This is a genomic window from Kaistella jeonii (assembly GCF_000812865.1).
GTDB lineage: Bacteria > Bacteroidota > Bacteroidia > Flavobacteriales > Weeksellaceae > Kaistella > Kaistella jeonii.
In genome coordinates, this window is record NZ_JSYL01000007.1 from 121,915 (window position 1) to 136,152 (window position 14,238).

General features: G+C 42.2%; 11 protein-coding genes. 7 read left to right on the forward strand and 4 right to left on the reverse strand.

All coding sequences use genetic code 11. The features are described 5' to 3' along the window. The first annotated feature begins 6 nt into the window (after window positions 1-6). Together OA86_RS10745 and OA86_RS15370 are read left to right on the forward strand one after the other, a co-directional pair. Window positions 7-1,392 carry a RagB/SusD family nutrient uptake outer membrane protein gene (locus tag OA86_RS10745; protein ID WP_039352841.1) on the forward strand — a complete coding sequence of 462 codons (1,386 nt, stop codon included), beginning with the start codon at window positions 7-9 and terminating at the stop codon, window positions 1,390-1,392. Then, window positions 1,382-3,841 carry an alpha/beta hydrolase family protein gene (locus OA86_RS15370; RefSeq protein ID WP_052257488.1) on the forward strand — a complete coding sequence of 820 codons (2,460 nt, stop codon included), beginning with the start codon at window positions 1,382-1,384 and terminating at the stop codon, window positions 3,839-3,841. Before OA86_RS10745 ends, OA86_RS15370 begins: the two co-directional genes overlap by 11 nt. 40 nt (window positions 3,842-3,881) lie before the next feature. Here the strand turns inward: OA86_RS15370 and OA86_RS10755 are convergent, their stop codons facing one another. From OA86_RS10755 to OA86_RS10765, 3 genes are all read right to left on the reverse strand, one after another. Next, entirely contained in the window at window positions 3,882-4,217 is a 336-nt protein-coding gene (locus OA86_RS10755) for a DUF6520 family protein (RefSeq protein ID WP_143071375.1), read from the reverse strand. Continuing rightward, the gene (locus OA86_RS10760; protein ID WP_039352847.1) at window positions 4,186-5,703 is read right to left on the reverse strand and encodes a MauE/DoxX family redox-associated membrane protein; all 1,518 of its coding nucleotides are present in this window, start codon (window positions 5,701-5,703) and stop codon (window positions 4,186-4,188) included. The genes OA86_RS10755 and OA86_RS10760 overlap by 32 nt, the downstream gene beginning before the upstream one ends. 405 nt (window positions 5,704-6,108) lie before the next feature. Continuing rightward, entirely contained in the window at window positions 6,109-6,342 is a 234-nt protein-coding gene (locus OA86_RS10765) for a hypothetical protein (RefSeq protein ID WP_039352852.1), read from the reverse strand. Between the two features lie 271 nt (window positions 6,343-6,613). On the opposite strand from OA86_RS10765, the gene OA86_RS10770 reads away from it, so the two are divergent. The 5 genes from OA86_RS10770 to OA86_RS10805 all read left to right on the forward strand — a co-directional run bounded on the left by OA86_RS10770 (window position 6,614) and on the right by OA86_RS10805 (window position 12,431). Beyond that, window positions 6,614-8,311 carry a helix-turn-helix transcriptional regulator gene (locus OA86_RS10770; protein ID WP_126340491.1) on the forward strand — a complete coding sequence of 566 codons (1,698 nt, stop codon included), beginning with the start codon at window positions 6,614-6,616 and terminating at the stop codon, window positions 8,309-8,311. A 37-nt stretch (window positions 8,312-8,348) separates the two neighbouring features. Continuing rightward, window positions 8,349-9,197, forward strand: coding sequence for an RteC domain-containing protein (locus OA86_RS10775; RefSeq protein WP_039352859.1), 849 nt, complete (start codon window positions 8,349-8,351; stop codon window positions 9,195-9,197). Between the two features lie 1,853 nt (window positions 9,198-11,050). Continuing rightward, complete coding sequence (locus OA86_RS10795; RefSeq protein ID WP_039352873.1) at window positions 11,051-11,809, forward strand: hypothetical protein; 759 nt, start codon at window positions 11,051-11,053, stop codon at window positions 11,807-11,809. 2 nt (window positions 11,810-11,811) lie between these two features. Beyond that, on the forward strand, window positions 11,812-12,216 hold the full coding sequence (locus OA86_RS10800) for a DUF5675 family protein (protein WP_039352875.1): 405 nt from the start codon (window positions 11,812-11,814) through the stop codon (window positions 12,214-12,216). Next, on the forward strand, window positions 12,213-12,431 hold the full coding sequence (locus OA86_RS10805) for a hypothetical protein (RefSeq protein WP_039352878.1): 219 nt from the start codon (window positions 12,213-12,215) through the stop codon (window positions 12,429-12,431). The genes OA86_RS10800 and OA86_RS10805 overlap by 4 nt, the downstream gene beginning before the upstream one ends. A 373-nt stretch (window positions 12,432-12,804) precedes the next feature. Here the strand turns inward: OA86_RS10805 and OA86_RS10810 are convergent, their stop codons facing one another. Beyond that, window positions 12,805-14,034, reverse strand: a complete 1,230-nt coding sequence (locus OA86_RS10810; RefSeq protein WP_039352880.1) for a glycosyltransferase family 4 protein — start codon at window positions 14,032-14,034, stop codon at window positions 12,805-12,807. Window positions 14,035-14,238: the final 204 nt, after the last annotated feature.

Consider the following 14,238-nt stretch of genomic DNA (forward strand, 5'->3'; position numbering starts at 1 on the left):
TTCCTCATGAAAATACAATACCACGTCTTCTATACGCTAACAATGGCGGCACTTCTTGCACTGAGCCTGCAGTCCTGTGAGAACCTTTTAGAGGTCGACGCACCCATTGATCAGATTGGTACGGGCCAGGTTTTTGAATCGGTGGGCACCGCCGATGCTGCGCTGAGCCATCTTTACACCGAAGTGCAAGCCTACTCGCTCTTCAGTGGTTCGGCAGCGGGCGCAGGCGCCCTGCTGGGAACTTATACCGATGAATTAATCAGTTATGATGTTTATACACAAAATGGTGATATGGATCTCTATCACAATGTACAGGGGTCATCGAATAGGAGCATAAAAGCCGTGTGGACCAATGCCTACAGCGAAATCTACACCGCCAACGCCCTCCTCGAAGGGATTGAAAAAAGCCAGGCGATCCCGGAGGTGGACAAAAAAAGAATCAAAGGGGAGGCTCTTGTAGTACGATCCCTGATCTATTTCTACCTCAACCAGCTGTTTGGGGATATCCCTTACCCCATTACGACAGATTATATGGTGAATAAATCAATTGCCAAAACCGCTTCGCAGGAGGTTTTGCTGAAGATTGAGAATGACGTGCGGGAGGCGGTGGGTCTTCTGAGTGATGAGTACCGCAATACTGAGCGCATCTATCCGAACCGTAAAACGGCTGAAATGATCCTGGCCACCGTGCTGATGACGCGTCATCAGTATCCCGAAGCGGAGGAATTGTTGCGGGGTGTGGTGCAGTTTCCGCTTTATCAATGGGAGCCTGACGTTACTAAAACATTCAAAAAATCAGGAAGCCATATCCTGTGGCAACTGAAGCCACTGCATCCAAATGATGCCACGAATGAAGTTTTGTTGTATTATTTTGAAAGTGCCCTTCCTAATAACTATGCTCTTTCCGATGAGCTTGTCGCCTCTTTTACGCCAGACGATCTTAGGAAGCAGCAATGGGTGAAAGAAGTCACTATCGGGCAGCAAAATTATTACCGTGCCGATAAGTACAAGAACATGGTTGAGAACAGTGATGAATACTCCATCGTTTTCCGTCTGGAAGAAGTCTATCTGTTATTGGCGGAAGCACTCGTGCAACAAAATAAACGCAGCGAAGCCCTGCCTTACCTGAATGCGGTGAAACAAAAGGCAGGCATCGCGCAAGCCCCTCCCACGGCTACCAAAGAGGAGCTGTTGCAGGAAATTCTCGACGAAAACCGTAAAGAATTTTTTACAGAGCGTGGCATTAGGTTTATCACTCTTAAAAGAGCGAACCGCCTCAATGAACTTACGCTTACTAAGCCACAGTGGAACCAGCATCACCAGTTATGGCCGCTTCCTTTTTCAGAACTGATTCTCAATCCTAACCTCAATCCCCAAAACAATGGCTATTAAAATAAATTTCTGGTTATTTTTTACGCTCATGATTTTTGCTTCTGTTTCTGCCCAAAAAGACGAGTTGACCCCCAACAGTCCTTTTGAAGGAAAGACCTATGATATTGACTGGATTATACCCTCTGCGGACATGAAATTTATAACGTTCCAAAAAATATACGATTATTCGTCTGATACGCTGGCGCTCGTATCGACGAAGCATCCCGATAAAATTCTTTTTCAGACACCAGATGTTTATCCCATATCTGTAAAATACACGAAAAGAGGAGCGGTTTTTATGAGTGGATCCCGAACAGCCCAATTAGTGAACCTCATCACGATGAAACCGCAAGTATGGGAAGAGCTCAACAGGGCTTTCTTTCTGGAACAGTACCAAACTATTGTACTGCTAAAAAAAGAAAATCTGCAGATCCTTAATTCGGCAGGAGAAATACTTGAAGAAATCAAAGAGGTCGTCTCGGTGCAGGAAAAAGAGCACCGTTTATTTTATACCCAGCGCAATGACGAAAACTTTTCGCTGAAAGAGTGGACCCCCAAAGGGAACCTGCTTCTGGCCAAAGGAGCTGCGGGAAGTTTTTTTATTGATTATTTAGCCGGAACCAAATGCCTTTTTCACGAAAACCTTGATGGAAATTCAAAACTGTATTATGCTGATAATTCTACGGGAATAACGGTGGCGTTCCCGGGCAACAGTCAGGGTCCTCCCCAAGTTCCAGTGGGCGTTTCCGCACTGAAGAACGGCAGCTATCTTGTAACCTTTGCTACTCAAAACCCAAAAGTGCCGAAAAATACTTCAGTGGATGTATGGTATCCCAATGATCATAATCTTGGGAAGAAATTTTATAATGATGAAACATTCACCTATATTCTTTGGACTCCTCAAAACCATAAAGTAGTTACGCTCGACCATCACCGTTTTCCGAAACATACGGATACCGGGAACGGGCGCTACCTGCTGGCTTATGATCCTGCCCTAAATCAGGATTACACTTTCGAAAGAATTCAGCAGAGGGTGTACCGGTACGATACTGAACTGGATCGGTATGAGGAACTGGGATTAACCGGTATTTATATGTACACGGACAAAGAAGGGAAGTATCTGCTGTCTCATGATAATTTGAACTGGGTGCTGTACAATATCGATACTGGAGAAAAAAGCACTATTAAGGCTGCCCGTGATCTTACTCCATTTTTCAGTGTACAGGGGGATCAGCTTCTATTTCCAGACCACGAGAAGATGATTACCTATGACTTAAAAACCAAAAAGATAGTCCGAATAAAAATACCGGCGGGATATGATGCTGAGATTGCAGGCGGAACGAACGAAGTATTGAATTTTGAAAATAAATTCTACCGAACATCGTATGAACCTTCCGAACCGCTGGCAATTAAAATAACCAATAATGCTACTTCGAAACAGGCGGTAGGAGTTTACAGTAAGGGAAAATTTCAGCAACTGTGTAAAACGGGTCCCGAATATATAACCATGTCCGTATCATTTCCCCAGCAAAAAAAGTACCTGTACGTGAAAAGAAATTATAACGCACCGCCCGTGCTGGTAATGAATAAAAATTTCAAAGAGCAGGTGCTTTTCAAAACCAATCCCAAGGATCACGGCGTGCGTGAAGTGAGGATGGAGAAAATTTCATATACCAATTCGAAAGGGGTACCGCTTACGGGTTTGTTATACTATCCTTCGAACTACAAAACATCTGAAAAATATCCGATGGTGGTAGGTATTTACGAATTAATGAGAAACCAAAGCAACCAGTATTTAAGAGATGGAATGTGGGGCAGGGTTGAAGGAATGAACATCCGTTATTATCTAGACCGGGGTTACTTTATTTACTTGCCCGATATTGTATATGACGGAAGAGGAACAGGGCGTTCTGCGCTGGACTGTGTAGATTCTGGTATGAATGCGCTTGCACCCATAACTTCCATTGACTTTGAAAAAGTCGGTCTCATGGGGCATTCTCACGGAGGCTATGAAACCAATTATATTGCAACGCAGAGCAACAAATTTGCCACGTATGTAGGAGGAGCAGGAAACAGTGATCTGGTAAGGTCTTACCATTCCTTTAATTACGATTATTTTTCTCCTTTCTACTGGCAATTTGAGGAGCAGCAATACAGGATGTTCAAATCATTCGCCGAAGATAAAAATCTATATATCGACAACAGCCCGATTTATTATGCGGAAAAGGTAAGCCGTCCAATTCTACTCTGGACAGGAACTAAAGATCAGAATATTCTATGGGAGCAGACGATGGAGTTTTATTTAGGTCTGAGAAGAAATCATAAAGAAGTAATTGCGCTTTTCTATGGCGATGAAGGACACAGCTTTGGGAATAAAGCGAACCGCGAAGATCTGTTTCTGCGGATTTCGCATTGGTTTGACTATTATCTGAAAGGGGTAAAAAAGGAATGGATCGACGAAATGTACTGATAAAAAAACAGGATGCTCTTTGGAGCATCCCTTTTTTTAATTATTTAACAATCCGTTCTTTGAGTACATTAGGACAGGAAGTACCATTAATGTCGTACAGCGTTTCTGAACCCATACCCACATTTCCGGTACAGATCACAGAACCGTTTGTATCACAAAGTTTACTTGACTGTACACATTTTGGAGTTTCACCAGGATGAAAAGCATAGCCTGTTCGCGTCACTTTGGAATCGTCTTTGGTAAGGTGCGTTGCATACGCACTTCCTGCTCCCGCCAGCACCATTATAGCCGGTAAAAGGAGTGTTTTTAAATTTTTCATAATAAAAAATATTAATAGATTTCGCCTACTCTGAAATGGGTTTTCGGCTTCTCCCATACATGAAATGGTCGGTTAGCGTTTGTGCACAACGGTAACGTATGATTTCATTACCCGACATCATATAGAAGTAGGTGTCGGTAACTAACATCTGGGACATTTTGTTCTTTCCGCGGTTCTGAACGTAGATGCTGCCCCAGTAACCAGCAGGTGTTGTTGTATATACATCTACAACAGTGTTTTTTTTCCACATCTCTTGTGATTCGTGTTTGCCAACTAAATTGGATTCATTGAAAATTAAACCTTGATGAATGGTCATATTTCTATTCACCAATAAGGGAGGTGCAATCATTTTCTTCCGCCCGTCCGTTAAAATTTTTATCTTTAGGTGAGCGGTGGTGACCGTATCGATGGTTTTCATCCGTCCAACCAACTTTAAAGAGTTATTGATTTTAAGAATCTGATTTCTATAATAAAACAGGTAAAAACAATCACCCAGTTCGGCATCATATAATAGTTGCCCATCAGCATCAAAACCTCCATCAGCTTTTTCCGTCAACACTGAACTGTTGATGCGAACCTGGTGTGGTTTGCCTAAAGTAAGGGTTGCCAAAGCTGTTTTTTGAGAGGGTTTATCTTCTACCCGCATCATGAACTGGGTTGGAGAAACAGGAACCAGTTGATCAAAAAAAGCGTCTTTGCTGCTGATTTCCCGTAAGGGATACTTTAGAGAATCCAGATGAGAGGCATAAATCACAGGTACGGATCCGTCATAGGCATACAGATAATCATTTTGCACCTGATACCGAAGATTTTGGAAATGATGTTCGGTACTGGGAACCAAGTCAATGGTATCTGTTTTCAGGAATGGTCCATCTATTTTTAATATTCTGAAAGGAGCGCTTGGGTTTCCGAGATAAACATCATTGCCGTGACTCCCCACAAAATAATAGGAGTTGACTTTCAGATCAAACGATTGGTCCTCCAGAATGGGATGATGTGGAAACCTCCTCGTAAAATTATTCTCCTTTTTCATCATATGCTCCGAAGAAAGAAAGAGGGCGACCATTCCGCCACCACTTACCACCAGGATAAGGCTGCTCATAGCAGCGGTTCTGCGAAAATGAATCGCCCTTTCTTTCTCAATGAAAACAATAGCGGTTATGGCCAGCAAAACACAGGCAATATTGAAAACCAAATGTTGTGTCCAGTCCATTTTTTCTAAGATTCCACCGCAGGAGCAGGGTACAAAATCACTATGATTCAGGATAAGATAAATATACACCGTAAAAGCTACCATGAGCCCGAATGATGCATTAAGACCTACCTTTCGGGTTTTCGGGAAGAGGAGAATTCCAGCAATCCCCAGTTCCAAAATAATCACTGCGTAGGAAATAAATCCCGCGTAGGCACTCAGCAGTGGCGACTGCGCCAACTGCACCTGAAAATTTTCAAAATCGAAAATTTTACTTGCAGCAGCATAAACAAACAGCACCACAAAAAAATACGCCACCACGGTCACCGTCCATTTAAAAATTGATTTCATAATAAATGATAGTATTCATTAAAGTCTTCAAATTGCTTATCAATCATTCCTCATTACCGGTTGCTCATTCACGCTTTCACTGCAGGGAGCGAAGCGACGAAGCAACCTCACCCATTCACCAACTTGCGCTGAGCGGAGTCTAAGCGTCACCCATTAACTGCAAGGAGCGAAGCGACGAAGCAACCTCACCCACTTGCGCTGAGCCAAGTCGAAGCGTCACCCCCTCCTCACCATCATCCAAACTACCTTTTTCCCATAATACTCCGGCATCACTTTTCCCTTCGAAAAAACGGCACTTGTACATACCGTGCCTAAGATTTCCCACTCCCCACTACAGGGGCACTGTTCTCCGCTGGATGCAGTCAGGCTATTGAATGCGGTGTTTTTATACATACCGGCTCATTTTCAAAATTCCCAGAATTTCCGAAAGATCTTGAACCATTGCCATGGGTCTTTCCATGGCGGACTTTCTGCTCCGTCCATTTTAAAACAAGCAAAGGATAAAGCCGGAATGTGCTCCGGTAATAAACTTGTTGCAGAAAAGCTTCCAGTTTTAGGAAGACTGCATTCGTGGTCCTTCATACTTGTTTGAAATGAAAGGATTACCACGATACTTAAAATTGCGATTGACTTTTTCATAATTTTTAATCTTTAAAAAGTTAATCCGGCGCCGGTCGATTGTGATAGAATTCTAACCCGAAATTAGAAACTCACACTGTTAAAAAAAAGGACTTGAAGGGGATAAGGATGTATATAGACGTCGCAATAGATCCTTATCTCCTTCATTTTTAGCGGGAGAACAGGCATGGTATTTACTTTTTGTGTAACTTAGGACATCGAATTAGAACCAAAGGCTATAAAGCGAATACAGTGCGCTCTTACGGTTCATCTTAATTCAAAAAGTGGGGGCATGCGTAGAAACATTCTGCTTTTTTGTACCGTTTTCTTGTGCAGTATCACCGGGTCTGCGCAAAAAAGCAGTGTGGGCTATGATGATCTCAAAAAAGAATACAGCAATTTTCCGGAAAATGACACACGTGCACTCCAATTCATTACCAGAAGTATTGCCTCCGCAAAAAAATCACAAGATTTTGTGCATTTACTTCACGCCTATGAAGATGCCGCATTCTCCTCGCCCCAACGTCTGGAAAAATTGAAATATGCAGACAGCTGCATACTGACCGCCCAAAAAACGAAGGATCCCTCATTGCTCAGTATGGCATATCTGGGTAAAGGAATTGTCTATTATTTCAACTTTCGAAAATATGATCAGGCACTTGACTTGTATCTTCTTGCCGCAAAAAATGCGGCACAGACCGATAATGATTATCTAAAATTTAAGATTAAATATCAGATCGGTGTGGTAAAAAGCTATGTAGGCTATTATGAAGATGCAATGCTCTGTTTTACGGAAAGTCTTCTTTTTTTTGAAACCAATCTTAAAAAAGACCTACATCCGAACCTCCGCTACAATAATACGCGTGGGTATCTGAATACGCTTCATCAGATGAGCATCTGCCAACGAAATCTTCAGCGGTACGATCAGGCTCAGGACTTGTTGCTTCGGATGAAACCTTATATGAATGAGCCGAATTTTACCCAGGAAAAAGGGTATAATCTAAAAGAGTCCGGCATTCTCGACTTTCAGCACGGCAATTTTCCGCAGGCCATTGAGCAACTTCTGCGTGCTGAAAAATTGTTGCAGTTCCGCAAAGAAGAAGGTCATCTTTCTGTAACCTACTATTATCTTGGTAATGCTTATCTGAATATGAACGAGCGGGATCGTGCTTTTATTTATTTAAAAAAGGTCGATTCTTTATTTACAGGAAACGAAACAGTCTCTCCAGAAGTCTTGAAGACCTACGAACTCCTTCTGAAAAACAGAAATTTTCCCTCCACTTCGGAAGATCGCAACTTTTACATCGATCAGCTTCTCAAGGCAGACCATATCCTTCAGACCGAGATGCCCCATCTCTCTTCCAGAATACATTTGGAATATGATGTACAGGATCTCCGTAACGAAAAAGAAAAATTACAAAAGGGCAATAAAAAATTGAATACCATTCAAACCCTCCTCCTTGGAGGCGGCACCGCGGGTCTGATTTTTATGTTTTTATTAATAATGCGGCATCGGAAAATAGCTAAAAATTACCGCTCGCTTCAAAAAAAATTAGCGACTGGCGAACTAACATCCCTTCCCTCTTCTCAACCCCACAATCAGGGTCGAAAAATGACCTACGCGGATGAAATTGTGACTGAACTTTTAGAAAAATTGTATCAGTTTGAAAAAACAACCCTCTTTACTGATCCTGATCTTACCCTCGAAAAATTGGCAAAATTATTCGAAACCAACAAAAATCATTTATCCTATGTTCTCAATGAACACCGAAAAACAAATTTCCATAACTATATCGCTTCTTTGCGGATACATTACATCACCAATCTCATGAATACAGATCGGCAATATCTTAAATATACAACCGATATTTTGGCTGATAGCTGCGGTATTAAACATCGTCAGCACTTTTCCAAACTATTCTACCAATACAATAAAATTAGACCTTCAGATTTTATAGAACAAAAGAAAAGAGAATTGAACATGCCCTGACGCATTCCACATCTCATACTCTTAACTGAACTTGCTTATGGACTCCAAACACCTGCTTCAACAGACCACCCAGCTCTGGGAGGTTCTTCAACAAAAAATTCAGCGTCTCAAAGTGGAGAAAAGCACTCCTTTGGAATATGCCCAATATGCGCTCATGGAAACCGATGAAGCGATTCGTACGGTGAAAGCATGGGTCATCATACACGATTTTTCGTCTTGGGAAAATGAAATCACCTTTTTTAAAATTATAAAGCCAAAATTTATTGGTTCTTTTATTTACTATTCCAGATTAGTCTCCTTTCTCTCCGCGCTTCCTTCCTCAGGTGACAAATTAAAAAGAAAAGTATATGAAAACGAATTTGAACATTTGCAGTATTTTTCCTTGGAAAACAAAGACTTTATAAGCTACTACAGAAGAAATGCAACCTATTTGGACAGCAAATATTTCCTGCGGTTCAAATATGATTTAGATGTAAAATTGTCAATTGATATCCACAGCTACGATGACCGATTCTCCTCCTCCCATGATCATTTGGCTTCACAAATTCTTGCCAATGATTGTTATGAAAAATTCTTGCGTGCAGAATTGAGCAAAATTAAAAATAACCATACCGAAGAAGAAAAATCCCACAGCACCATTCAATGGTCGGCCTCAAAAGTCGCCCTCACCGAATTAGTAGTTGCACTGCACCAAACCCGCTGTTTAAATGGCGGAAATAAGGATCTTTCCGAAACCGTAAAATGGTTCGAAACCAGTTTTGATATCGACTTAGGCAATTACCACAAAACCATGATCGAAATCAGAAGCAGGAAAAACGATAAAGCAAAATTCCTCCACCTTCTCACCGAAAACCTCACCAATTATTTAGAAAGCTTTGACGAATAAATAATTTCTACACCCTCATTACAAGGAGCTCAGCGACAAAGCAACCCCGTCATTGCAAGGAGGCACGACGAACCAACCTCTCCCCACCGTCATCACACTCCCATCTTCCCACTCCCCATCTTCCTGCTTCCCTTCTTCTCGAACCCCGCAAATAAATGTTCATAACTTTTTCTCTCGTACTACCGAAAACCTAATGTAAAATACATTTTGTATTTTACAACCTTTGTGTTTCAAACACAGAAAACGATGAAACCAAGACCGATCCGCCTCTGCATTTACCCCAAAGACATCCAGTGCATCACGGGAAAAAGCGAAAGGTACAGTCGTGATCTGATTCATAAAATCAAGACCATTCTCCATAAGCCGGATCATCAGTTCCTCACCGTCGAAGAATTCTGCACCTACATGGGTTTATCCTACGAATCAGTGCAACCCTTCATCCGCAACTAACCAGCTCCCCCAACGTACAACTCAATCAGAAAGCTTCTTTTCCCCAACCCTTACTTCGACAGGTACTTCGGCAGGCTCAGTATGGCACTCAGCATAAAAAAGGGTGGAAGCTTTCTTCGCAAAGTAGCAACCTTCAAAGTATTTTGCCCGACCTGGGAGCTATTTGCGTTAAAGAAAAAAGGAAATTTCTTCCAACAAACCTTTTCAACAAGCAAAAAATAAAAATCCCTTTTGTCCGACGCGCGGCGAAGGATCAAATCCGAAGCGAAACTTCTCAATCCGCGCTAGTTGAGGGATTTTTTCAGAAGAAATTTTCTTTTTTTAGCAAAAAGATTCCGTCTTGACCTTTTTGTTACTTTTTATGTCAAGACAAAAAGTAAGAAGAAATTAATATTAAAATTACTTCTAAATCACGTGGCTTCGACAGGCTCAGCCACTAGTAGGCCTTTAGTAAATTAACCAATATCAACCTCGGAGATTTTTGCGTTAAGAAATCTCAAAGAGATTCGCCAATTCAAATAAAACGTCAAAATGATGAGGCAAAAAAATCCAATATTACCCTAAAACTTCGGGACTGTTACTTTTTGTGTCAAAAAAGAAACTATATGAATAAATTTAAAAGTATTGCAAACCGACCCAGGAGATTTTTACGTAAAGAAAAAAGGAAATTTCTTCCATCAATAATCTTCAACTAACTCCACACAAAAATCCCCATTGTTTGAGTGGCGGCAAAAAATTCCATACACAAAAAGCCATCATCTTTCCGCCCGAGTTTTGGGTATTTTCTCAGAAGAAATTTTCTTTTTTTAGCAAAAAGATTCCGTCTTGACCTTTTTGTTACTTTTTGTGTCAAGACAAAAAGTAAGAAGAATAAAAGAATTTACTTACTTCAACGCCACGAATACAAACAATCCCGACCATCAGAAAGCTTCTTTTCCCCAGCCCTTACTTCGACAGGTACTTCGGCAGGCTCAGTATGGCACTCAGCATAAAAAAGGGTGGAAGCTTTCTTCTCAAAGTAGCAACCTTCAAAGTATTTTGCCCGACCTTGGAGCTATTTGCGTTAAGAAAAAAGGAAATGTTTTTCATGAACTATCCATGAAGTATCCTTGAAGTATCTATGAAGCATCTGTTAAGTAAATGAGGGGTAGCGGATGTCAGGTCTTCGATCTGACCCGTCCTGAAATAATTACTCATAATCCAACTGCATACTGGTGCAGTTCGGCAATTTTCCGGCATTTCCCGCAGAATCCGGAACAAACATTCCCTTTCGGCAGAAACAGCCCTAACCGGCATGAACACTTGCATAACATCATTTTATTGCCAAATTTTGTCAAGTGATCACAACAGGTTTAACCAGGTGTACCTCAACATCTGATTCTTAATTTATAAAAATCAAAAAAATGGCACGACAAAAAGGACTTATTAAATTGAAAGGAACGATGGGTGATATCACCTTCTATCGTACCAGAGATGGCTACATGGCCCGGGAAAAAGGCGGAATCTCCGCAGAAAGAATGCGCACCGATCCCGCGTTTCAGCGCACCCGGGAAAATATGGCAGAATTCGGAAGAGCAGGCAAGGCAGGCAAAACACTGCGAAATTCAATGCAGAGCCTCTTGCGCACTGCTGCCGACCCCAGAATGGTGAGCAGACTGACCAAAGAAATGGTGAAAGTGATCCAGATGGATGCCACCAATCCCCGCGGCCAGCGCAATGTCATCGATGGTGAAGCTGAGTTGCTTCAGGGTTTTGAATTCAATATCAGCGGAAAACTGGGAACCTCCATTGTGGCGCCTTTTACTGCAACTTTGGACAGGGTGACGGGTGATGCGATCATCGATATTGAAGCCTATGTTCCGACCGACAGCGTAATTGCTCCCGCGGGAAGCACCCACTACAAAATGGTATCCGCAGCAATGGACATTAATTTTGAAAGCGAAACCTTTGCTTCCGAGAAAAATGAAACACCGGTACTTCCTTTAAGCTCAGTACTTACGGCTCCCTTACAGTTGAATAACAATCTGCCCACGGCATCGACCAATCCTTTGTTTTTGGTCTTCGGGATCAGCTTTTATCAGGAAGTGAACGGCACCTTTTATGAGCTGAAAAATGGCGCTTACAATGCCCTGCAGATCGTAAAAGTGGATGGAACACCATAGCGATGGACCTCTGCCTGCTCAGAACCTACCACAGCAAGGGCGTCAATGGCGTCCTGCTGCTGGATGGTAGCGAATTATGCAAAACCATCGAACTGCCCTGGGTACAGAATATGCCACGAATATCCTGCATACCCGAAGGAAGATATGTTTTGCGTAAGAGGTACAGCCCGAAATTTAAATGGCATTTTGAATTGGCAAACGTTCCGGGTCGCTCTGCGATACTCCTGCACCCCGCTAATGATGCCGCCCGCGAACTCAAGGGCTGCATTGCTCCGGTTTTGCAACATACCGGCGAAGGAAAAGGCACTTCTTCTCGAATAGCCTTCGAACGAATGAAAGATCGCCTCTATCCAATACTGGATAAAGGTCAAATACTACAGCTAACCATAAAAAATAAGATGAAATGAAAAAGATCATCAGTCGTTTACAGGAACCCACTCCAAGGTTCTTTCGGCGAATCAGAAATTTCGGTCTGCTTTTAACAGGGATCAGTGCAGTAATTTCTACTGCAGTGATTCCCCTCCCCGCGGTTCTCATCACGATTGCCGGATATACTGCCCTTGCCGGTGGTATCGCCAGTGCAGTGAGTCAGACGGCGGTAATAAAAGAAGAAAAGCCGTGATCCAGTTTGATGCTGCACAGCGCATCAGCACCACCTGTGGTATGGTGCTCATTATTCTCGTGCAGATACAGAATGAAGAGATCGTGAGAACAGTACTGTTGGCGGGTATTGGAGGTACCGCCAGTTACGTCTTCACGCTCGGACTGAAATACCTCATCGATTACCTCAGAAAAAAAATGAAGTAATCCTTACCACAAGGGTCTCCCACAAGGAGACCTTTTTTGCTGCCCATCCTCAATCATGATATTGTGAATTTTAAACCGATACCACCGCTTTTAAAATCGTACCACCATCGTTAACCAGCAACGGTCGCTGAGCGAAGTCGAAGCGTCACCCACTTGCGCTGAGCAGAGTCGAAGCGTCACTCCTCCTCTCAAACACGCTCCTTCTCCACTTCCCGATACTCCTCCAATATCGCCTCCCAAACCGCCTTTTGTTCGTAAGGCAAAATACTTTCCTGAGCTTTGCTTTTTAAAGTTTGATAAAGAGCAGGATCATTGAGAAGTTCTTCCATAGCGATCTGCAGGGAATGACTATCTTTTGGTGGCACAATAAGACCATTGCGTTCGTGTTGGACGATTTCATTGCAACCATTGATATCCGTCACTATGGCGGGAATATTCATGGCTAAACTTTGTAGTACAACATTCGGAAAACCTTCGCGGTAGCTTGGGAAAACCAAAGCATCGCTTATTGCAAAATAAGGACGAACTTCTTGCTGAAAACCCACGGAAAGAATATGGGGATTGGTCTCTATTTCTTTTAAAGTTTCCGGATTGAGAGGATCGAGATGTTGCTCTAAAGGGCCTACAAGAAGTAATTTAGGTTGTAATTGCTTAGTTGTGGAATGCTGAATGCTGGATGTTGAATATTGGATGTTGGATGTTGAATGTTGGCTGCGGTCGTTGAGCGGAGTCGAAACGACGTTTTTAAAGGCACTGACCAGTTCATTAATGCCTTTGTCTTTTACGAGTCTGCCTACAAAAATAAAGACGAAATCATTCTCCGAAATTCCAAGACTAATTCTTAAGTCTTTCTGCAGGTTTTCTGAGATTTGATTGCAGTTAAAATAGGTAGTATTAATTCCGTTAACGTTGCCATTGGCTATTATTTTGAGCAGTTTTCTTGTGATATGGTACTGTAATAAATCTTGCTTTACCCCTATTCCTTCGGGGTAAACATTAGTCGCACATCCAGCCAATAAGCGGTCCATCCAAATAAGAACAATTTTAAAGAAACCTTTTTTAGAAGGGAAAATTAAGCCCGTAAAAGTGTGCATTCTTACGGGAACTCCCGCCAGCCGTGCGGCAATCATAGAAAGCAGACCCGCTTTTGGAGTAATGGAATGGACAATATCGGGCTTTTCTTTTCTGAAATAACGGTACAACCGATACAAAGAAACCAGATCAGTAAATGGTGATATTTCACGGGCCATTTCGAGGGCATGAACCTTAACATTCTCTCTCTGCTCAACCTCTTCCAAATCCCTTCCTTCTCCAGAAATAGCCGTAACTTCATAGAACTGGTTCAAATACCGCAATTGTCCTGTCAGTAAGAGATTAAGGGAAATGGGAACGGTGGAAATTCGAAAAAGTTTTTTCAAGGGTAAAATAGATCAGCGGGTAAACTTAAGTGTAAAAGTAGCAAAAACAAAGATAAATTATTTCTTTGAACGGAGGTTGTTTTTGCATAACGAGTTTCGGCTAAGGAATAAAGGCAAGCAATCTGAATCCAAGTAAGTTATCGAAATCGTATCAATACGGGGAAGAGTGATGAAGCAATCTACCCATTTCGCTTAGCCGAATAT

Coding starts and splice junctions, on each gene's coding strand:
- OA86_RS10745 (WP_039352841.1), top strand. CDS start 7: ATGAAAATACAATACCACGTCTTCTATACGCTAACAATGGCGGCACTT.
- OA86_RS15370 (WP_052257488.1), top strand. CDS start 1,382: ATGGCTATTAAAATAAATTTCTGGTTATTTTTTACGCTCATGATTTTT.
- OA86_RS10755 (WP_143071375.1), bottom strand. CDS start 4,217: ATGGGAGAAGCCGAAAACCCATTTCAGAGTAGGCGAAATCTATTAATA.
- OA86_RS10760 (WP_039352847.1), bottom strand. CDS start 5,703: ATGAAATCAATTTTTAAATGGACGGTGACCGTGGTGGCGTATTTTTTT.
- OA86_RS10765 (WP_039352852.1), bottom strand. CDS start 6,342: ATGAAAAAGTCAATCGCAATTTTAAGTATCGTGGTAATCCTTTCATTT.
- OA86_RS10770 (WP_126340491.1), top strand. CDS start 6,614: ATGCGTAGAAACATTCTGCTTTTTTGTACCGTTTTCTTGTGCAGTATC.
- OA86_RS10775 (WP_039352859.1), top strand. CDS start 8,349: ATGGACTCCAAACACCTGCTTCAACAGACCACCCAGCTCTGGGAGGTT.
- OA86_RS10795 (WP_039352873.1), top strand. CDS start 11,051: ATGGCACGACAAAAAGGACTTATTAAATTGAAAGGAACGATGGGTGAT.
- OA86_RS10800 (WP_039352875.1), top strand. CDS start 11,812: ATGGACCTCTGCCTGCTCAGAACCTACCACAGCAAGGGCGTCAATGGC.
- OA86_RS10805 (WP_039352878.1), top strand. CDS start 12,213: ATGAAAAAGATCATCAGTCGTTTACAGGAACCCACTCCAAGGTTCTTT.